The sequence below is a fragment of the Pseudomonas sp. NPDC087817 genome (assembly GCF_044742875.1).
GTDB lineage: Bacteria > Pseudomonadota > Gammaproteobacteria > Pseudomonadales > Pseudomonadaceae > Aquipseudomonas.
In genome coordinates, this window is sequence record NZ_JBIUVJ010000003.1 from 177,733 (window position 1) to 196,031 (window position 18,299).

Genomic DNA, 18,299 nt, shown 5'->3' on the forward strand with positions numbered 1-18,299 from the left:
ACGCTCTGCGTGGTAACGCCTCCCGTGACGTTCCGCGTCACAGCGGACGCGGAGCGTCCGTGGCTGCATTCCCACGCAGAGCGTGGGAACGATTAATACACCGCTTTCGCGAGCAGGCTCGCTCCCACAGTGGATTTGTGTACGACCAAGCCAGCCAATTAACTGACGTCAAAAAAATCTGTCTTCAGTGATGGCACTTTGTCATAATGCCGGCCCTTTTCCGCTGCCCAGCGCTTTATCACGCCGGGACATACCGTTTTTCAAGAAGGAATACCCAGTGAGAATGATCTCCCGGATGTTGGTCTCGGGCGTTGCCATCGCCGTGCTTGGCACGCTGGCCACCACGCTCTCCGGCTGCGCCACCGAAAGCTCCCGCGCGTTGCCAGTGGCTAAAGTTGAAAGCGCCACGCAAGTCTGGACCGGTGTTCGCGTGCCAATGGCGGTGGGCAAGTTCGATAACCGCTCCAGCTACATGCGCGGGATCTTCTCCGATGGCGTCGATCGTCTAGGCGGTCAGGCCAAGACCATCCTGATCACCCACTTGCAGCAGACCAATCGCTTCAGCGTGCTGGATCGCGACAACATGGGCGAAATCCAACAGGAAGCGGCGATCAAGGGCCAGGCCCAGCGTCTCAAAGGCGCCGATTACGTGGTCACCGGTGACGTCACCGAGTTCGGCCGCAAAGAGACGGGCGATCACCAGTTGTTCGGCATTCTCGGTCGCGGCAAGACCCAGGTTGCCTACGCCAAGGTCAACCTGAATATCGTCAATATCAGCACGTCCGAAGTGGTGTATTCGACCCAGGGCGCCGGCGAGTACGCCTTGTCCAACCGCGAAATCGTCGGCTTCGGCGGCACCGCTGCCTACGACTCGACCCTCAACGGCAAAGTTCTCGATCTGGCCATGCGCGAGGCGATCAATCGTCTGGTCGATGGCATGAACGCCGGTGCCTGGAAACCGGGCAACTGAAAGCCCCCATTTGCAAGGAACAACACACCATGAATTCGATTCTGTCGCGGCCGCTGATGGCCCTGACGCTGGCCGCCAGCGCCTTGCTGGCCGGTTGCAGCAGTCCGCAAACCCTGTACCAGTGGGAAGGCTACCAGCCGCAGGTCTACGAATACTTCAAAAGCGAAACGCCGAAAGAAGCCCAGGCCGAAGCGCTGGAAGCCGATCTGCAAAAGATCCGCGCCAGTGGCAAAGCCGTTCCGCCGGGTTACCACGCACATCTCGGTCTGCTGTACCTGAGCATGGGCAAGGACGATCAGATGGTGCAGCAGTTGCGCACCGAGAAGACCCTGTTTCCCGAGTCCGGGACTTACATGGACTTTCTGCTAAAAAACGCCAAGACCGGTGAAGCCCAATGATCTCGCGCGTAGTAAAACTGTTGGGCGCAGCGCTGGCGTTGACCGTGCTCGGTGGCTGCGTCGCTCCCAAGTCCGTGGACTATTCGGCGTACAAGCAAGCCCGGCCGAAAAGCATTCTGGTGCTGCCGCCGCTGAACACCTCGCCGGACGTCAAGGCGTCGTACAGCCTGCTGTCGCAGGTGACGTTCCCGCTGGCCGAGGCCGGTTACTACGTGTTGCCGATCACGTTGGTCGACGAGACATTCCGCCAGAACGGCCTGACCACCCCGGATGACATCCATCAGGCACCACCGGCCAAGCTGAAGGAAATCTTCGGCGCCGACGCGGCGCTGTACATCACCGTGACCGAGTACGGTACGCGTTACATGGTGATCAGCAGCGAAACGGCGGTGACGGCGACGGCGAAACTGGTTGATCTGAAAACCGGCACGACGCTGTGGACCGGCTCGGCGCGGGCGTCGAGCGAAGAGGGCGGCAACAACAGTGGCGGCGGTCTGATCGGCATGCTGATCACGGCGGCGGTGAAGCAGATCATCAACAGCTCCACCGATGCCGGTTATCCGATTGCCGGTGTGGCGAGCAATCGCCTGCTGTCGGCCGGGCATCCGGCGGGCCTGCTGTACGGGCCGCGTTCGCCGAAATACGGCACCGACTAAGCCTTGAAACACTGATGCCTTTGTGGCGAGGGAGCAATCGTCCTCGCCACATCTGTTGACCCCTCGCACTGGACTCCTCTGTCCAGGTCGCCCCCCGCACTCGCACGACCGCGCTCTCATTCAACTCTTGATCAAGAACCTGCATCTTCACGCTGAAGGCGATATTCTGCGCGGCAGTTCATGCGCCCGGCTGCGCTGCCAGCATTGAAGGAGCTTTCGAATGACCGAAAAGAAACCGGAAACCACGGTCGACCGCGTCTACCAAGGGGTTTACGAGGCGATCAGCAAGCGCTCGTTGCGCCCTGGCATGAAGCTGGGCGAGGCCTCGTTGGCGGAGTTATTCAATGTCAGCCGCACGTCGGTGCGTGCCGCGCTCAAGCAATTGGAGGCCGATGGACTGGTCACTACCGAGCCCAATAAGGGTGCATCGGTGTCGTTGCCGAGCAACGAAGAGATCCGTTCGCTGTTCGAAACCCGGCGCCTGATCGAGATCGGCATCGTCACCGAACTGTGCCGGCGCAAGGACACGGCAGCGATGCAGGATCTGCGCGAGCACCTGCTGTTGGAAGACCAAGCGCACGCGGCGGGGGATCACCAACGGCTGATTCACCTGCTCGGCGAGTTCCACATCAAACTGGCGCGCAGCCTCAACAACCCGGTGCTGCTCGACTGGTTCCAGAAGCTGATTTCCCGCGCATCGCTGTACGCCGCCGCGCTGGATGACGACAGCCACGAAGCCTGCCGCGACGATGAACACTTGCGCCTGATCGAATACATTGAGGCCGGTAATCAGAGCGCCGCCATCGAGTTGACCTGCGTGCATCTCAATGGCATCGAGAAGGCGATTCTGGACGTCGCCGCGAAGATGAAAACTGGCTACCATCCGCTCAAGCACTTGATCGGGGTCTGAGTTCCGGGTAGAGCGAAATCGGCTATACCTCTAATGAAACCAATGCGTTCGGCGACGCTCGAAACACACGGGCGTTGCGTTGTATTGGGCGTCGCGGATTATCGGGCAACCACCACAGGACACTGAGTCAGTCGATGCAGTTTTTATCGGATAGCCACGGCTGTGGCGGCTGGAAAGGCGAAATGGCCGGACGCATTTGTGCGTTTGACTGGAGCGCCACTGAATTAGGTCCGTTGCAGGACTGGCCGGCCAGCCTGTGCAGCACGGTGCAGATGATGCTCGCTTCGCCGCTGCCGATGGTGATGCTCTGGGGGCATGCCGGTTACATGATCTACAACGATGCCTACTCCGAATTCGCCGGTGGCCGCCATCCGTACCTGCTGGGCTCTCCGGTGGAGCTGGGCTGGCCGGAGGTCGCCGAGTTCAACCGGCATGTGGTGGACACCTGTCTGGCCGGCGGCACCTTGTCGTATCGCAACAAGGAACTGGTGCTGCTGCGCAACGGCGTGCCCGAAGATGTCTGGATGGATCTCTATTACAGCCCCGTGGCTGACGACGAAGGACGCCCGTCCGGGGTGATGGCGATGGTGGTGGAAACCACCGAATTCATTCGTTCCGAGCGTTTGCGCCAGGCCGCCGAGGAAGCCTATCGCGCTGACAACGAGCGGGTGCGGTTGGCGCTGAATGCCGGGGCCTTGCTCGGTTCTTTCGTCTGGGACGTGAAGAACAATGTGCTGTCGGCCGATGAGCGTTTTGCCCGCACGTTTTCCTATCCGCCGGAGCATGACCTGAGCAATCTGGCGCAGCACATTGCCGAATCACGTATTCACCCCGATGACCGTGCCTGGGTACAGGAACGCGTCGCCCATTGCGTGCAGACCGGCGAGCCGTATAACGCCGAATACCGGGTGTTGCGCAGCGATGGCAGTTACCTGTGGGTTCTGGCCAGCGGCGGCTGCGAGTTCAACGAGCGCGGCCAGGCCTTGCGTTTCCCCGGCGTCCTGATCGATATCCATGAACGCAAGACCGCCGAAGAATCGCTGCTGAAATTCACCCGTAACCTTGAGCAGCGTGTGGCCGATGAAGTCGAGGCGCGCCTGACCGCCGAAGAACAATTGCGTCAGTCGCAGAAGCTCGAAGCGATTGGCGGACTCACCGGTGGCGTCGCCCATGACTTCAATAACCTGTTGCAAGTGATCGCCGGCAACCTGCATTTGCTGGCGCGCCATGAGCCGGACAACGCCAACGTACAACGGCGGGTCAGCGCCTCGCTGGCAGCGGTCGAGCGTGGCGCCAAGCTGTCGTCGCAATTGCTCGCGTTCGCCCGCCGTCAACCGCTGTCACCCGCAGTGTGCAATCCGCGGAAAATTTTCGAAGGGGTGGGTGAGTTACTGCAACGGGCGCTGGGCGAAACCATCCAGATCGACGTGCAGTTGCCGCACGAGCCGTGGCACATCAACGTCGACCGCAATCAACTGGAAAACGCCATTCTCAACCTGGCCATCAATGCCCGCGATGCGATGAAGGGCGAGGGCACCATTGAACTCAGCGCGTCCAACGTAAGGCTTGAGCGCGAGTTCTGCATCGGTAAAGGCATTCTCCCGGGGGAGTTTGTCCGCGTAGCGGTCAGCGATACCGGCGTGGGCATCCCGCCGCAGATACTCGAGCAGGTCTTCGAGCCGTTCTTCACCACCAAGGCCGACGGCCAGGGCACCGGGCTCGGCCTGAGCATGGTGTTCGGCTTCGTCAAGCAGAGCGGCGGGCATGTCGAGATCGACAGCACCGTGGGCGAGGGGACGCGGGTGCAGTTGTACTTTCCGCGCAGCCTGCGCACGATCGTTGATGAGTCGCCGAGCATCGACCCGCAGCAGCACGGGGGGCACGAGACGATTCTGGTGGTCGAGGACAACGACGCAGTGCGCGCCTCGGCGATGGAATTGCTGCGCGAGGAAGGCTATCGCGTGCTGACTGCCGCCAATGGCGATGTGGCGATGCAAATGCTGCTGGAGGGCGCCGACATCGACCTGATTTTCACCGACGTGGTCATGCCGGGGCTGATCAAGAGCTCCGACCTGGCGGCGTGGGCCAAGGTGCAGTCGCCGCCGGTGGCGGTGCTGTTCACCTCCGGGCACACTCGCGACATCATTTCGCGCAATCACCAACTCAGCCCCGACACACATTTGTTAGGTAAACCTTATGGCCCCGAAGCGCTGTTGCAGATGATTCGTTCGGTGCTCGGTGCCTGACCTGCGACAGAAGTGTTTTCAGGGGCAGGTGATTATTTGTGGTGAGGGGATTTATCCCCGATGGAGTGCGCAGCGCTCCCAAGCCGTTTTCCAGATGAACCGCCTTATCAGTATCTATGACTGCTGCGCAGCCAATCGGGGATAAATCCCCTCCCCACAAAGGTTTCACTTGCCACAAAGATCTCGGCAATTACGGAGATTGCAACTTTTCAGAAAAGGCCCGCCAATGACCTCCAAACGTTCTTCCAAAGCACCCGACGGCATGGTTCGGGTGCGCGGCGCCCGTGAGCACAACCTGAAGAATGTCGACGTCGACATCCCCCGCGATGCCCTGGTGGTGTTCACCGGGGTGTCCGGGTCGGGCAAGTCGTCGCTGGCGTTCTCGACCTTGTATGCCGAAGCGCAACGGCGCTATTTCGAATCGGTGGCGCCGTATGCGCGACGGCTGATCGATCAGGTCGGTGTGCCGGATGTCGACTCCATCGAAGGCCTGCCGCCAGCCGTGGCGCTGCAACAGCAACGCGGGACACCGAGCACGCGCTCGTCGGTGGGTAGCGTCACCACGCTGTCGAGTCTGATCCGCATGCTTTATTCCCGCGCCGGCAGTTACCCGCCGGGGCAGACGATGTTGTACGCCGAGGATTTTTCGCCGAACACGCCACAGGGCGCCTGCCCCCAATGTCATGGTCTGGGCCGGGTGTATGAAGTCACCGAAGCGCTGATGGTGCCCGATCCGAACCTGACCATTCGCCAACGCGCCGTCGCCTCCTGGCCGCTGGCATGGCAGGGGCAGAACCTGCGCGACATCCTCGTGACCATGGGCATCGACGTCGACATCCCGTGGCGCAAGTTGCCGAAGAAACAGCGCGACTGGATTCTCTTCACCGAAGAAACCCCGACCGTGCCGGTGTACGCCGGGCTGACCCCGGAAGAAACCCGCGTGGCCCTCAAGCGCAAGATGGAGCCGAGTTATCAGGGCACTTTCACTGGCGCGCGCCGCTACATCCTGCACACGTTCACGCATTCGCAAAGTGCGCTGATGAAGAAGCGCGTTGCGCAGTTCATGCTTGGCAGCCCTTGCCCGTTGTGCGGGGGCAAACGTCTGAAGCGTGAGGCGTTGTCGGTGACGTTTGCCGGGTACGACATTGGTGAGCTGTCGCAAATGCCGCTGCTGCAAGTCGCCGAAGTGTTGCGGCCGGTGGCGGCGACGAGTTACCTGGATCATGCCGAGGAAACCGGCGAGACCTTGAGCCATGCGCAGACCCGTGCAGCGCGTCAGCAACGTGTCGCCCAGGGTGCCAGTGGCCACGCCAGCGCGCCGGATGTGCGCCACACGCCGAACCTGTCACTGGAAAAGCGTCTGGCCGCGCAACGGATTGCCGAGGATCTGCTGGAGCGGGTCAGTACCCTGACCGATCTGGGTCTGGGCTATCTGGCACTGGAGCGCAGCACGCCGACATTGTCGTCCGGTGAGTTGCAGCGGTTGCGTCTGGCCACGCAATTGGGCTCGCAGTTGTTCGGGGTGATCTACGTGCTCGACGAGCCTTCTGCCGGTCTGCATCCCGCCGATGGCGAGGCGCTGTTCGAGGCTTTGCAGCGCTTGAAGGCCGAGGGCAATACGCTGTTTGTCGTCGAGCATGATCTGGAAACCATGCGCCGCGCCGACTGGCTGATCGATGTCGGGCCAGCGGCGGGCGAGAAGGGCGGGCGGGTGTTGTACAGCGGCCCGCCTGCCGGGCTGGCCGAGGTTGAAGAGTCGCAGACCCGCGCCTATCTGTTCGCCGACCAGCAGCGCCCGACACGGGCGGCGCGCAAGCCAACGGGCTGGCTGAAACTGGCGGGCATCAGCCGCAATAACCTGAGCAACCTCAGCGCCGAATTTCCCTTGGGCTGTTTCACTTCGGTGACGGGTGTGTCCGGTTCCGGCAAGTCGAGTCTGGTCAGTCAGGCGTTGCTGGAACTGGTCGGTGCGCAACTGGGACGTCCGCCTGTCGAGACTGAAACTGAAGAACCCAGTCTTGAAGACGATGCGCCGCAGGTCAGCAGCGGCCAGGTCATTGCCGGTCTGGAGTCGATCAAACGGCTGGTGCAGGTCGATCAGAAACCTATCGGCCGCACACCACGCTCCAATCTGGCGACGTACACCGGGCTGTTCGACAACGTGCGCAAGCTGTTCGCCGCGACGCCCGAAGCGCGGGCGGCGGGGTATGACGCCGGGCAGTTTTCCTTCAACGTCGCCAAGGGCCGTTGCGCGACGTGCGAAGGTGAAGGGTTTGTCAGTGTCGAGTTGCTGTTCATGCCCAGCGTGTATGCACCTTGCACGACCTGTCATGGCGCACGGTACAACCCGCAGACTTTGGCAGTTTTATGGGAAGGCTTGAGCATCGCGCAGGTGTTGCAACTGACTGTCGATGAAGCGCTGGCGGTGTTTGCCGGGCAGCCGGGTATTCGCCGTTCGCTGGAGGTGTTGCACGATATCGGCCTGGGTTATCTGCGGCTCGGCCAACCGGCTACGGAATTGTCCGGGGGCGAGGCGCAACGGATCAAACTGGCCACCGAGTTGCAGCGCAATCAGCGTGGCGCAACCTTGTATGTACTGGATGAACCGACCACCGGCCTGCATCCGCGCGATGTCGATCGGCTGTTGGAGCAACTGGATACGCTGGTGACAGCGGGGCACACGGTGATTGTGGTCGAGCATGAAATGCGTGTGGTGGCGCAGAGTGACTGGGTGATCGACATCGGCCCGGGGGCAGGGGATCAGGGTGGCAAGATCGTTGTCGCCGGCACCCCGCAGAAAGTCGCCGCCAGCAAGAAGAGCCGGACTGCGCCGTTCCTCACCCGCGCCTTGAGCCGATAACAGCGCCGACCGTTCCGCCCTCATCGCTGGCAAGCCAGCTCCCACAGTGACCGGTGTGTACTGGTATTCCAGGTACACCCAAACTGTGGGATCTGGTTTGTACTGATATTTCAGGTACACCCCAAACTGTGGGTCTGGTGTGTACTGATATTCCAGGTACACCGCAAAACCTGTGGGATCTGGTGTGTACTGATATTCCAGGTACACCGCAAAACCTGTGGGATCTGGTGTGTATTGATATTCCAGGTACACCGCAAAACCTGTGGGAGCTGGCTTGCCAGCGATAGCGGTGGGTCAGGCGCCGTCAATCGTGCGGCGAACCTTGTCGAGCAGTTCGCTGATCTGGAACGGTTTGATCAGCAGCTCCATGCCCTCGCCGAGGAATACCTGGCGATTGATCGCCGTTTCGGTGTAGCCGGTCATGAACAGGATCGGCAGTCCCTCGCGCCAGCCCCGGGCAATGTCTGCCAGTTCGCGGCCGCTCATGCGCGGCAAGCCGACGTCGCTCAGCAGCAGGTTGATCGACGGGTCATTTTGCAGACGCTCCAGCGCGGTTTCGATGTCAGCCGCCTGGGTGCAGCGATAGCCGGCATCCTCCAGCACTTCAGTGACGAACATGCGCACCGACGGCATGTCTTCGACAATCAACACATGCTCGCCGGTGCCTTGCGGATTGACCGTTACCGCTGGAATATCGACTCCGGTCGGGTCGCTGGTGGCCGGCAGCATGATCGTCACTTCGGTGCCGCGCCGGGCCACGCTGCGGATGTGCGCATCGCCGCCGGACTGGCGGGCAAAACCATAAATCGTCGACAACCCCAATCCGGTGCCCTGACCCAGGGGTTTGGTGGTGAAAAACGGATCGAACACCTTGTCGATCACGTTGTGGTCAATGCCGGTGCCGTCATCGCGCACCGACAACGCCACATAAGCGCCATCGGCCAGATTCGGATCGCCGTGGGAATACGCCGCGTAGGTACTGACCCAGATGTTGCCGCCCTGAGGCAGCGCGTCGCGGGCATTGATCACCAGGTTGAGCATTGCGCTTTCCAACTGACTCGGATCGACCAGGGCAATTGCCGGTTTGTTGGTCAGCTCAAGCTTGAGGGCAATCCGTTCACCGATGGTGCGCACCAACAGTTCTTCAAGTGAACGCACGTGTTCGTTGATATCCACTGGCCGCGTGTCCAGCGGTTGCTGGCGAGCGAACGCCAGCAGACGATGGGTGAGGGCGGCCGCGCTCATCGCTGAATTCAGCGCCGCCTCAGCGTACAGCTTGACCTTGTCCGGTCGGTCATCGGCGATGCGTTTCTGGATCAACTCAAGGCTGGTGATGATGCCGGTGAGCAGGTTGTTGAAGTCGTGGGCGATGCCGCCGGTGAGCTTGCCCAGCGCATCCATTTTCTGCACTTGCAGCAGCTGCGATTCGGCACGCGCCAGTTGCGTGGTGGTGTCGTCCAGGCGGGCCAGATGCGAACGTTCGCGATGGCGGTGTTCGGTGACGTCCTCGACGAACACCAAGCTCAGTTGTGGCGTGCGATATGGCGAAATCTGCCACTCGGTTTCGCGAATTTCACCCTGCACGCGCATGTTCAGCGTGCCTTTCCAGCGCTCGCCATCAACCAGGCGCAAACGCAGTTCATTGAGAATGGCGCCTTGTTCGTCGGCAAAACATTCGCTCAGGGTTTGTGAACCCTGGTTATCCAGAATCAGTTGGTTGAATGCGTGGTTGCACTCATGCACCTTGAGATTGGCGTCGAGCACCGCAATCGGCGCGGAAACATTGGCGAAAATCTCGCGAAACCGCGCCTCGCTTTCGCGCAGGGCATTTTCCGTGTCGCGCACCCGCAGCAGCGTGCGCAACGTCGCCAGCAGCACGTCCGGGTCGACCGGATGAATCAGGTAGGCATCGGCCCCGGCGTCGAGGCCAGTGATGATGTCGCCGGTCTGGATCGACGCGGCCGAGACGTGAATCACCGGCAGCAAAGCGGTGCGCGTGTCGGCCCGCAGGATACGGACAATGTCGAAGCCGCTCATGTCCGGCAGGTTGACGTCGAGAATCAGTGCATCGAGCGGTTCGCGCTCGATCAACGCCAGACCATCGGTACCGGTGCCAGCCTCCAGCACCTCATAGCCGTGGCGTTCCAGACGCTTGCGCAAGGCGTAGCGGGTGGCGACGTTGTCATCGACGATCAACAGGCGCATGTCACGTTTCATCGACGTTCTCCTGAGCGATCGCCAACGGAATGATCACGAAAAAGGTCGAACCGACCCCCGGTGCGCTGTCCATGCCGACCTCGCCACCCAACAGTGCGGCGAAGCGTTTGCACAACGACAGGCCCAGACCGGTGCCGCGCAGGCGTTTCTGCAAAGGCGAGTCGACCTGGGAAAAGTCCTCGAACAATGCGCCATGCAACTCGGCGGCGATACCTATTCCAGTGTCGCTGACGGCGAAGCGCACCTTATCTGCACCTTCAAGCCGCGCCGAGACCCGCACTTCGCCACGGGTGGTGAACTTCAGCGAGTTGGAAATGAAGTTGCGCAGGATCTGCGCGAGTTTCTTGTCGTCGGTGTACAGGCGCGGCAGGCCGACCGGTTCTTCGAAGATCAGGTCCACTGCCGTCGCATCGACAATCGGCCGGAACATCCCACGCAGGGCGGAGAACAGGTCGAACATGTCGAACCACGCCGGAGAAATGCTGATGCGCCCGGCCTCGATTTTCGCCAGATCGAGCAAGTCATCGACCATGTCGCTGAGTTCACGGGCAGCACTGCTGACGAACGCCACCTGTTTGTGCTGTTCGGGGCTCAGCGGCCCGTCCAGCTCGTCGGCCAGCAAGCTGTTGACGCTGAGGATCGAACCCAGCGGGGTGCGAAATTCGTGGCTCATGTACGACAGAAAGCGGCTTTTCAGATCCGAGGCCTGACGCAGTTCTTCGGCCTGAGTGTCGAGTTCGGCGTACAGCGCCAGCACGCCCTGGTTGGTTTCGTCGAGTTCTTCACGCAGGGCCGCCGTTTCGCTTTGCAGTTGCGCGATCAGCGCGGCCTGTTCGGCATTGCTCAAGTCGGGCGACTCAGCCATGGGCGGCCTCCAAGGCAACGACCAACACCGTTACATCGTCGCGCCCGCGACAGAAATCGCGGTGCAGGACGCTGGCTATCACGGCGGGATGGCGGTGCACCAGACCGGGGTAGTCTTGAAGATTCCAACGGGACTGCAAGCCGTCGCTGTACATGATCAATAAATGTCCGTTCACGTGAGCATAGTCAAAGGGCTGGGCTTTTCGGTATTGGCCGCCAACGATGCCGGGATGTGAGGCCAGACCGCGCGATTTGTCAGCGGCAATCAGACTGGCGCCGATGTTGCCGACCCCGGCAAACGTCAGGCTGGCGCGGTCGGCGCGAAACTGTGCAAACGCCACGGCGCCGCCACGGGTGCCGATCATCTCGCGGTGCATGTCTTCCATCAGCACCACCGGGGAGCTGAATGGCGCGTCGGCGAAGGCTTGCTCTCCGGCCCGACCGGCGCGCTCGGCGTCCTCGCCGTGACCGAGACCGTCAACGATCAGTGCACTGATGTCGCCACCGTGATACGCCAGATGCCAGACATCGCCGCAGGCTGGATCGTTATGCAGTGAGTGCTGGCTGACGCCGTACAGCAGATCCGCCTGGCGGTCGCTGCGCGGATACAACCGGGCGAGCAGCACGGCGCCGCGATGGTCGGCATACACGTCAAACACGTCGGCCTGGCGTGACACCGCACCCAAGCCAATGCCCTGAGTGCCACCGGTGGAAAAGCCATCGGCCAGACACGACTGCAGATCGAAACCCTTGGCCCGGTCTACCGCGATCAACTCGATACCGGCGTCGCCCTGTCGCGGCAACAACCGCAGGTGCAGTTCGCCGTGACCGGCATGCTTGAGCAGATTGCTCGCCAGCTCGGTGGCTATGAGTGCCACGCGCCCCGCATCGCTTTCACCAAAACCATGTTGTTCGGCGAGGTGTTGTGCGCTACGGCGGGCATGACCGATCTGGCTGTTGTCTTCGATCAGTAATACCTGGGTCAGTGACCCGCTGATGTTCATGTCCATCGGGTAATCGTTATGCGAGTGCCTTTACCAGGCTCGGTGTCCAGTTCGAACTCTTCGACCAGGCGTTTGGCGCCGGTCAGGCCCAGCCCCATGCCGCTGCCGGAGGTCCAGCCATCGGTCATGGCCAGTTTGATGTCGGCAATGCCCGGACCCTCGTCGCGAAAGGTCAGGCGCAAACCGACCTTGTGATCGTCATCGAGGATCTGCCAGTCCATATCGCCGCCGCCACCATAAACCATGGTGTTGCGCGCCAGTTCACTGACCGCCGTGACCATTTTGGTCAGGTCGATCAGGCGCATGCCGCACTCGGTCGCCAGTTTGCGTGCAGTCTGGCGCGCCAGCACCACGTCCTGCTCGATATGGATGGGTTGAGTTCCGCTGCTGCGCACGATCATTGCGCGAGTACTCGTTCTCGCAGCAGTTTCATCCCCCGCTCGACGTTCAGCGCCGTGCTGACGCCGGGCAGGGTCAGGCCGAGTTCGACCAGGGTGATCGCTACCGCCGGTTGCATGCCGACCAGCATGGTTTCGGCGTCCATGATTTTCGACAGCCCGGAGATCGTACTGATCATCCGGCCAATGAACGAATCGACCATGTCCAGCGCCGAGATGTCGATCAACACCCCGCGCGCCGAGGTTTTGCTGATGCGTTCGGACAGATCGTCCTGCAGGGTCAGGGCGAGTTGGTCATGCATGTCGACCTGGATGGTCACCAGCAGGAAGTCGCCCATTTGAAGAATCGGAATACGTTCCATGCTTAACCCGTCTTGACGAGGCTGACACCCAGGCGGGTCAGGGCCAGTTTCAGCGCGTCGGCCAGATTGGCCTTGGTGACCACACCTTGCAGGTCGAGGCCGAGGTGAACGATGGTTTGCGCGATCTGCGGGCGCACGCCACTGATGATGCAATCGGCCCCCATCAGGCGGATCGCCGTCACGGTTTTCAGCAGATGCTGGGCGACCAGGGTGTCGACGGTCGGCACGCCGGTGATGTCGATGATGGCGATTTCCGAACCGGTGTCGACGATGCGTTGCAGCAGCGATTCCATCACCACCTGGGTGCGTTGCGAATCAAGGGTGCCGATCATCGGCAGGGCCAACACACCGTCCCACAGCTTGACCACGGGGGTGGACAGCTCCAGCAGTTCTTCCTGCTGACGCTTGATCACCGCTTCACGGGATTTCTGGAAGGTGCGGATGGTGTGCAGGCCGAACGCGTCGAGCAGCTCGGAGACTTCCCACAGCTGTTCGGCGAGCAGCGCCGGTTGTTCTTTGTAGTGATTCTGCAGCAGGGCAAACAGCGGTCCCTTGAGCGAGAAAATGAAACTGGCGGTCTGTTGCGAATCCTGACCGAGCAGGGCGCGGCTATGCGAAAGCTTTTCGAGGAACTGCCGAGTGGCGTCCCAGCCCGGCGCATTGATGTTGGTGCCGTTGTCGCTCTCAAGACCGCTGACCACCAATTGCAGGAATTCGCTGGTCTGTTGCTGTAGGTCCTGACCTTTCAGATTGCGCGTGCCGCCGCTGGATTCCAGGCTATTGATCCATTCGCCCAGCAGCTGTGCCTGTTTGTTTTTCATCGCATCGAGTGTGCTGTTCTGCAGTGCTGCCATGTGCCTGTTGCTCCGTAGCGAATGAGGGGCCGATTTCGCAAAATTGATCGGCGCGAAGTCAATGACCGTTGCCGTTCGAAATAGTTGTTCGGTCTTGCGAGGATATTTTTGCCCGGGCGCAAGAAACGTCCCGGTAACTCTAGTCGGCATGCCAGCAAGGCGCGATGTTTTGAACGATGGCGCGGTGCCGGATTCGAATCTTCAAGGCCCGGCTGGTTTCAGTCGTGCTGGCCAAGACTTACGAGGTGCTTATGAACGAGCAACAGCAAAATCAGGCCGGGGAGCCGATCAATCGCAATGATCCGGCAATCGACCCGCAAGTGCCGGGGCAACCGGCGCCGACGCAACCTGCGAAACAGCAGGGCGACACTGACCAGGCGCAAAGTGCTGATCCGGCAGTGGATCAGAAGAATCAGCATACCGATAACGACAATGAGTTCAGTCCGGGTTTCAAGCCGAAGCCGGATCGCCCGCAACCGGGTGAGGAGACGGATGCGGATATTGATACTGATGGGGGTTAGTCGGGGTTGAAATGCCAAATGCCGCATTTTTGGATGCGGCATTTTTTTGTTCGGGTTTTGTAGTGCCAATGAAACCCAGCCCCTCACCCCAGCCCTCTCCCAATGGGAGAGGGGGAAAGGGAGCCGATTGGGGGCTTTTCAAAACCGGATTCACCTCGGTGGTTCACTTTAGTGTGCCCGCAGGAACAACGCGGTCAGTTCCCTCTCCCAATGGGAGAGGGTTAAAGGGAGCCGATTGCAGGCTTTTCGAAACCGGATTCACCTCGGTGGTTCACGTCGGTGTATTTCGAAAATACAACCCGGTCAGTCCCCTCTACCTCTGGGAGAGGGTTAGGGTGAGGGCAGGCTTTTTACTTGCTCGGATGCTTGGCCTGCAGCTCTTTTGCCGCGGCCAGGTGTTTTTCCAGCGCCGGCAACATTTTCTGCGCGAACGCCTTCAATTCAGGGGCACCCTTGACCTTGTCGTCGGTCACGGTATTGGCTTCTTTCTTGAACAGCTCGATGGTTTCTTCGTGGGCCTTGACCTGGTTGTTGGCGTAGGCCGCATCGAAGGATTCATCACGCACTTCTAGAATTTTCTCTTTGGCCTGTTTGACCAATGTGGTGGTGTCCGGTACTTCGATGTCGTGAGCCTTGGCAATCGTCGCCAGTTCGTCATTCGCCTTGCTGTGATCGGTGATCATCATTTCGGCAAACTTCTTGATGTCGGCCGACTGGCTTTTTTCCAGGGCGAGGCGGCTGGTTTCTATTTCGGCGATGCCACCGGCAGCGGCGTTATCGACGAAGTCATTGTCGGTGGCCGCGAAGGCGCTGCTCATGCCGGTGCTTAAAGCGACAGCCAGTGCCAGGTGACGCAGGTTGAATCCGTCCATTGTGTTTCTCCACGCAGTTTGTTGTGAGCGTTATGCAATGGAGGCGAGGCGACGGACAAAGGTTTTATCGCATTTGCGACAGGGCGACGAACGGACACCGCTGGTCTGACAGGTGGTCGACAGAACGGCCCGACCGAGGCCATTCTGATAACTGGTCAGCGCAATCGGTCGCGCTGGCCACCCGATCAACTGACGGAGGTGTTCCATGCCGGTTCCCCATGACCTGTTTCAGGACTTGAGCTGCACGAAGGAAGAGATCCAGCAAAAACGCACCCAGGATCCGCGACTGGATTCACTGATCAACAAGTATTCCCAGGCTGATGCCGATGTGGTCAAGGCCGAAACCGCCACCTCGGATGCTCCCAGCGACGACACACTGAAGAAACTCAAAGAGAAACGTCTGAAGGTCAAGGACGAAATCGTCAGCCATTTGCAGACCCCGACCTGACCCCATTCTGATCCGCCGACCTACGGTTGCGGATTGACTGGAACGACAGGCCCGACCGGCACCTCGAATGTTCAGAGTCCTCAATTATCGACTCTTTGCGAGGTGCCTTATGAACGATCCCAAATTTCCCAGTGAAGAGCAGGGCGCATTTGACCCCGTGCCCACCCATCCCGAACCCAACAGCCCGGCGCATACCACCGCCAATCCTGAAGAACCGGACAAGGATCTTCCCGAAGACGAAGACCCCGAAAAGTTCGACAAGTCCAGCAACTGACAGACCGCTATCGCTGGCAAGCCAGCTCCCACAAGGATCGCTGTCGTTAACAGATATTGCGAACGATCCGGTACCTGTGGGAGCTGGCTTGCCAGCGATGGCGTCAGCCAGACCAGCACATATCCGGCGGACTCACTTCAGTGCTTCAACCAACGGCAACCGCGCCATATGTGTCGCCTTCAACGAGCCGAAATACAACCAGTCCCCGTACTCGCGAACCGTGGTAATCGGCGAATAATTGCCGCTGCTGGCGTCCTGCAAATTGGCAATCACCTTGCCCTGCAGATCCAGCCCCAATACAAACCCGCGCTTCTCCACCGGTTTCGGCAGCACGGTCAGCGCTCGGACAATCATCTTGCGGACGAACGGATGGTCGGCTGTGCCATCGAGCAAGGCGTTGCGCGGCGCATACAGCGCTACCCAGAAGCGGTCGCGACCGTTGAACGCGAGGTTGTCCGGCAGTCCCGGCAGGTTGTCGATGAACAGGTCGTGGGTACCTGCCTTGGGCCCGGTCAGCCAGAAGCGGCTGATGCGATAGGCACCGGTTTCGTTGACCAGCACATAGGCGTCATCGGGGCCGAGGGTCACGCCGTTGGCGAACTCCAGTTTGTCCAGCAATACGCTGGTCTTGCCGGTCTGGAAGTCATAGCGCAACAAGCGTCCGTCACCGCCGTGTTCGATAATTGCCTCGCCGTCATGGCCATAGCCCCAACGGCTGGAGGCATCGCTGAAATAGGCGTAGTGCCCGGATTTGTCGATTGCCACGTCATCGGTAAAACCGAATGCCACGCCATTGGCGGCGGTGGTCAGGGCAATCAACTGGCCCTGAGCATCGAGTGACAGCAAGCCCTTGACCCCGTCAGCAATCACCAGCAAACCGTTGGGATGCCGCGCCAGGCCCAGCGGCCGCCCGCCGGTATCGGCCAGCACTTTGCGTTGCTGGCCATCGAGGCTGCTGCGGATCAGTCGGCCGTCATGCAGGCCGGTGATCAAAAAGTCATTTTCCAACAGTAACGCTTCCGGGCCCTCGATGTCGCTCGGCCCGACCTGCGCTGTGTTCTTCAGACGTTGATTTTCTGCATAAACGCCCTCCTTGAGCGAGGGCGCCGGTGACGGTTGCCAGGCGACCGGCTCAACCCGGGTGGGCATCAGCAGTAAAAACGCGATAACCACGGCAATCAGCAGAAATAGCACCCGCTGCCACTTCATGCGCTGGCCCTCACTGACGCCAGATACTGCGCAGCCCTGTCCCGCAACGCGAGCATTGAGGCGCAGGATTCGCGCTCGATGCGTCGTTGCAGCAACAGTCGATTGGCGATGCGCATGCCCAGGCCGTCAAAGCGATAGTCCAGGGTGCGCACGAATCTTGTGCCGTCACCTTCGGCCGCGCATTCATACGTCAGCTCCAGCGACAGGCCGTGATCACCCCGAGCCCGTGCGCACCAGCGCCGGCCCGGCAGGTATTCGGTCACTTGCCAGCGAAGATGACCTGCCCGGCCGCCGGCATGAATGTCTTCTTCAAAACCCGAGCCCGCATGCAGCGGCCCCTGCGGGCCGTCGATTTTCAGCGACGACGGGTGCCACTCGGGCCAACGGCTGACCGTGGCGGCATAGGCGAGTACGGCAATCGGTTCGCCGGCAATGTCGATCGTGTGCTGTTGACGGGTCATGGGCATTCTCGAATAACTCAAAGGGGCGACTTCCGGCTCCCAGTACAGGGTGCCGAACAGGTAGTCCATCAGCGGCAGAACGATGTTGAAATTGCGCTCCTGCATGCGCTCGCGGCGGTGATGCAGTTCGTGCAGACGGCGCATCTGCCGGATCCACGGCAGGCGCGTGAGGGGATTGGCCGGTGGCAGGTGTTCGGCGGCGTGAAACACTTCGTAGGTCAGATAGCCGAGGACCATACAGCCACCGAACAGTCCGGCGACGTTGGCGTTGACCTGCGCGATCAGCCACCACAAGGGCAGGGTAATCAGCAGCGTATGGATCACGATCAGCCACGCCGGAAACAGAATCACCCGCCAGTCGCGGGCGCTGTCGTAGGTCATGTGGCCGGGGGTGAAGAAGCTGTGATGGTCGCCGGCGTGGCGGGCGTAGAACAGTTTCGCAAAGGCTTTTTTATGGTGGCCGAGATGGCGATGGACCATGTACACGCCAAAGTTGAAGAACAACAGCGTCAGTGGCACGGTCAGCCATTCCAGCCAATGGACCTGGTCGACGCTGCTCCAGAATGCGCCGATGGCCAGCACACCGAACAGCAGCACGAAGGCGCCGTGCAGCCACGGGTTGTAGAACGGATGGATCGCCGCACGATAGCGGCTGCGAAATGCCTCGGTGGTCTGCCTCACTGCGTTCACCCGTAGGTATTGTTGTTATACCCGGCAGATTAGCCGATCCGGCCATTTGTGCAGGCCGGACCTTGAGGTCACATGCGCCATGATC

General features: G+C 60.6%; 18 protein-coding genes. 9 read left to right on the top strand and 9 right to left on the bottom strand.

The annotated features are described in order from the left end of the window. The first annotated feature begins 283 nt into the window (after window positions 1–283). The 6 genes from ACIONG_RS04500 (at window position 284) to ACIONG_RS04525 (ending at window position 8,040) form a co-directional block, all read left to right on the top strand. A complete protein-coding gene (locus ACIONG_RS04500) occupies window positions 284–970 on the top strand; it encodes a CsgG/HfaB family protein (RefSeq protein ID WP_177431358.1) in 687 nt (228 codons plus the stop codon). Window positions 971–999: 29 nt separating this feature from the next. Beyond that, window positions 1,000–1,368, top strand: coding sequence for a DUF4810 domain-containing protein (locus tag ACIONG_RS04505; protein ID WP_103302395.1), 369 nt, complete (start codon window positions 1,000–1,002; stop codon window positions 1,366–1,368). After that, entirely contained in the window at window positions 1,365–2,024 is a 660-nt protein-coding gene (locus ACIONG_RS04510; RefSeq protein ID WP_103302394.1) for a DUF799 domain-containing protein, read from the top strand. Before ACIONG_RS04505 ends, ACIONG_RS04510 begins: the two co-directional genes overlap by 4 nt. Window positions 2,025–2,244: 220 nt before the next feature. Next, on the top strand, window positions 2,245–2,934 hold the full coding sequence (locus ACIONG_RS04515; protein WP_401297020.1) for a GntR family transcriptional regulator: 690 nt from the start codon (window positions 2,245–2,247) through the stop codon (window positions 2,932–2,934). A 134-nt stretch (window positions 2,935–3,068) separates the two neighbouring features. Next, window positions 3,069–5,180 carry an ATP-binding protein gene (locus tag ACIONG_RS04520; RefSeq protein WP_401297022.1) on the top strand — a complete coding sequence of 704 codons (2,112 nt, stop codon included), beginning with the start codon at window positions 3,069–3,071 and terminating at the stop codon, window positions 5,178–5,180. A gap of 226 nt (window positions 5,181–5,406) precedes the next feature. Next, entirely contained in the window at window positions 5,407–8,040 is a 2,634-nt protein-coding gene (locus ACIONG_RS04525; protein ID WP_401297024.1) for an excinuclease ABC subunit A, read from the top strand. Window positions 8,041–8,334: 294 nt separating this feature from the next. Here ACIONG_RS04525 and ACIONG_RS04530 read toward each other — a convergent pair whose 3' ends face one another. Genes ACIONG_RS04530 through ACIONG_RS04555 form a run of 6 tightly spaced genes read right to left on the bottom strand, consistent with a single transcriptional unit; the run spans window position 8,335 to window position 13,739 of the window. After that, a complete protein-coding gene (locus tag ACIONG_RS04530) occupies window positions 8,335–10,257 on the bottom strand; it encodes a response regulator (RefSeq protein WP_401297026.1) in 1,923 nt (640 codons plus the stop codon). Beyond that, complete coding sequence (locus ACIONG_RS04535) at window positions 10,247–11,122, bottom strand: sensor histidine kinase (RefSeq protein ID WP_401297028.1); 876 nt, start codon at window positions 11,120–11,122, stop codon at window positions 10,247–10,249. Before ACIONG_RS04535 ends, ACIONG_RS04530 begins: the two co-directional genes overlap by 11 nt. Then, on the bottom strand, window positions 11,115–12,125 hold the full coding sequence (locus ACIONG_RS04540; protein ID WP_401297191.1) for an ATP-binding protein: 1,011 nt from the start codon (window positions 12,123–12,125) through the stop codon (window positions 11,115–11,117). Before ACIONG_RS04540 ends, ACIONG_RS04535 begins: the two co-directional genes overlap by 8 nt. Then, entirely contained in the window at window positions 12,122–12,526 is a 405-nt protein-coding gene (locus ACIONG_RS04545; protein ID WP_103302388.1) for an anti-sigma regulatory factor, read from the bottom strand. Before ACIONG_RS04545 ends, ACIONG_RS04540 begins: the two co-directional genes overlap by 4 nt. Then, window positions 12,523–12,885, bottom strand: coding sequence for an STAS domain-containing protein (locus ACIONG_RS04550; RefSeq protein ID WP_103302387.1), 363 nt, complete (start codon window positions 12,883–12,885; stop codon window positions 12,523–12,525). The genes ACIONG_RS04545 and ACIONG_RS04550 overlap by 4 nt, the downstream gene beginning before the upstream one ends. Window positions 12,886–12,887: 2 nt before the next feature. Further along, window positions 12,888–13,739 carry an STAS domain-containing protein gene (locus tag ACIONG_RS04555; protein WP_212809168.1) on the bottom strand — a complete coding sequence of 284 codons (852 nt, stop codon included), beginning with the start codon at window positions 13,737–13,739 and terminating at the stop codon, window positions 12,888–12,890. A gap of 251 nt (window positions 13,740–13,990) precedes the next feature. On the opposite strand from ACIONG_RS04555, the gene ACIONG_RS04560 reads away from it, so the two are divergent. Then, window positions 13,991–14,260: a hypothetical protein gene (locus ACIONG_RS04560; protein ID WP_401297031.1), complete on the top strand. Its 270-nt coding sequence runs from the start codon at window positions 13,991–13,993 to the stop codon at window positions 14,258–14,260. 350 nt (window positions 14,261–14,610) lie between these two features. Here the strand turns inward: ACIONG_RS04560 and ACIONG_RS04565 are convergent, their stop codons facing one another. Further along, window positions 14,611–15,132 carry a DUF4142 domain-containing protein gene (locus tag ACIONG_RS04565; protein WP_401297033.1) on the bottom strand — a complete coding sequence of 174 codons (522 nt, stop codon included), beginning with the start codon at window positions 15,130–15,132 and terminating at the stop codon, window positions 14,611–14,613. A 205-nt stretch (window positions 15,133–15,337) separates the two neighbouring features. Here ACIONG_RS04565 and ACIONG_RS04570 point away from each other — a divergent pair, with 205 nt between their 5' ends. Further along, on the top strand, window positions 15,338–15,580 hold the full coding sequence (locus tag ACIONG_RS04570; RefSeq protein ID WP_212809167.1) for a DUF465 domain-containing protein: 243 nt from the start codon (window positions 15,338–15,340) through the stop codon (window positions 15,578–15,580). Window positions 15,581–15,689: 109 nt separating this feature from the next. Continuing rightward, window positions 15,690–15,854: a hypothetical protein gene (locus tag ACIONG_RS04575; RefSeq protein WP_177431347.1), complete on the top strand. Its 165-nt coding sequence runs from the start codon at window positions 15,690–15,692 to the stop codon at window positions 15,852–15,854. 132 nt (window positions 15,855–15,986) lie between these two features. On the opposite strand, the gene ACIONG_RS04580 is transcribed toward ACIONG_RS04575, so the two are convergent. Both ACIONG_RS04580 and ACIONG_RS04585 read right to left on the bottom strand, forming a co-directional pair. Further along, window positions 15,987–17,063 (bottom strand): SMP-30/gluconolactonase/LRE family protein, encoded by a 1,077-nt coding sequence (locus ACIONG_RS04580; RefSeq protein ID WP_401297036.1) that lies wholly within the window; start codon window positions 17,061–17,063, stop codon window positions 15,987–15,989. Beyond that, window positions 17,060–18,205 carry an SRPBCC family protein gene (locus ACIONG_RS04585; RefSeq protein ID WP_401297038.1) on the bottom strand — a complete coding sequence of 382 codons (1,146 nt, stop codon included), beginning with the start codon at window positions 18,203–18,205 and terminating at the stop codon, window positions 17,060–17,062. Before ACIONG_RS04585 ends, ACIONG_RS04580 begins: the two co-directional genes overlap by 4 nt. Window positions 18,206–18,299 lie beyond the last annotated feature (94 nt).

Bases quoted from the DNA above. Each gene is read 5' to 3' on its own strand.
- ACIONG_RS04545 (WP_103302388.1), bottom strand. From the start codon at position 12,526: ATGATCGTGCGCAGCAGCGGAACTCAACCCATCCATATCGAGCAGGAC.
- ACIONG_RS04500 (WP_177431358.1), top strand. From the start codon at position 284: ATGATCTCCCGGATGTTGGTCTCGGGCGTTGCCATCGCCGTGCTTGGC.
- ACIONG_RS04505 (WP_103302395.1), top strand. From the start codon at position 1,000: ATGAATTCGATTCTGTCGCGGCCGCTGATGGCCCTGACGCTGGCCGCC.
- ACIONG_RS04575 (WP_177431347.1), top strand. From the start codon at position 15,690: ATGAACGATCCCAAATTTCCCAGTGAAGAGCAGGGCGCATTTGACCCC.
- ACIONG_RS04540 (WP_401297191.1), bottom strand. From the start codon at position 12,125: ATGAACATCAGCGGGTCACTGACCCAGGTATTACTGATCGAAGACAAC.
- ACIONG_RS04560 (WP_401297031.1), top strand. From the start codon at position 13,991: ATGAACGAGCAACAGCAAAATCAGGCCGGGGAGCCGATCAATCGCAAT.
- ACIONG_RS04555 (WP_212809168.1), bottom strand. From the start codon at position 13,739: ATGGCAGCACTGCAGAACAGCACACTCGATGCGATGAAAAACAAACAG.
- ACIONG_RS04580 (WP_401297036.1), bottom strand. From the start codon at position 17,063: ATGAAGTGGCAGCGGGTGCTATTTCTGCTGATTGCCGTGGTTATCGCG.
- ACIONG_RS04520 (WP_401297022.1), top strand. From the start codon at position 3,069: ATGCAGTTTTTATCGGATAGCCACGGCTGTGGCGGCTGGAAAGGCGAA.
- ACIONG_RS04565 (WP_401297033.1), bottom strand. From the start codon at position 15,132: ATGGACGGATTCAACCTGCGTCACCTGGCACTGGCTGTCGCTTTAAGC.
- ACIONG_RS04535 (WP_401297028.1), bottom strand. From the start codon at position 11,122: ATGGCTGAGTCGCCCGACTTGAGCAATGCCGAACAGGCCGCGCTGATC.
- ACIONG_RS04525 (WP_401297024.1), top strand. From the start codon at position 5,407: ATGACCTCCAAACGTTCTTCCAAAGCACCCGACGGCATGGTTCGGGTG.
- ACIONG_RS04515 (WP_401297020.1), top strand. From the start codon at position 2,245: ATGACCGAAAAGAAACCGGAAACCACGGTCGACCGCGTCTACCAAGGG.
- ACIONG_RS04570 (WP_212809167.1), top strand. From the start codon at position 15,338: ATGCCGGTTCCCCATGACCTGTTTCAGGACTTGAGCTGCACGAAGGAA.
- ACIONG_RS04530 (WP_401297026.1), bottom strand. From the start codon at position 10,257: ATGAAACGTGACATGCGCCTGTTGATCGTCGATGACAACGTCGCCACC.
- ACIONG_RS04550 (WP_103302387.1), bottom strand. From the start codon at position 12,885: ATGGAACGTATTCCGATTCTTCAAATGGGCGACTTCCTGCTGGTGACC.
- ACIONG_RS04510 (WP_103302394.1), top strand. From the start codon at position 1,365: ATGATCTCGCGCGTAGTAAAACTGTTGGGCGCAGCGCTGGCGTTGACC.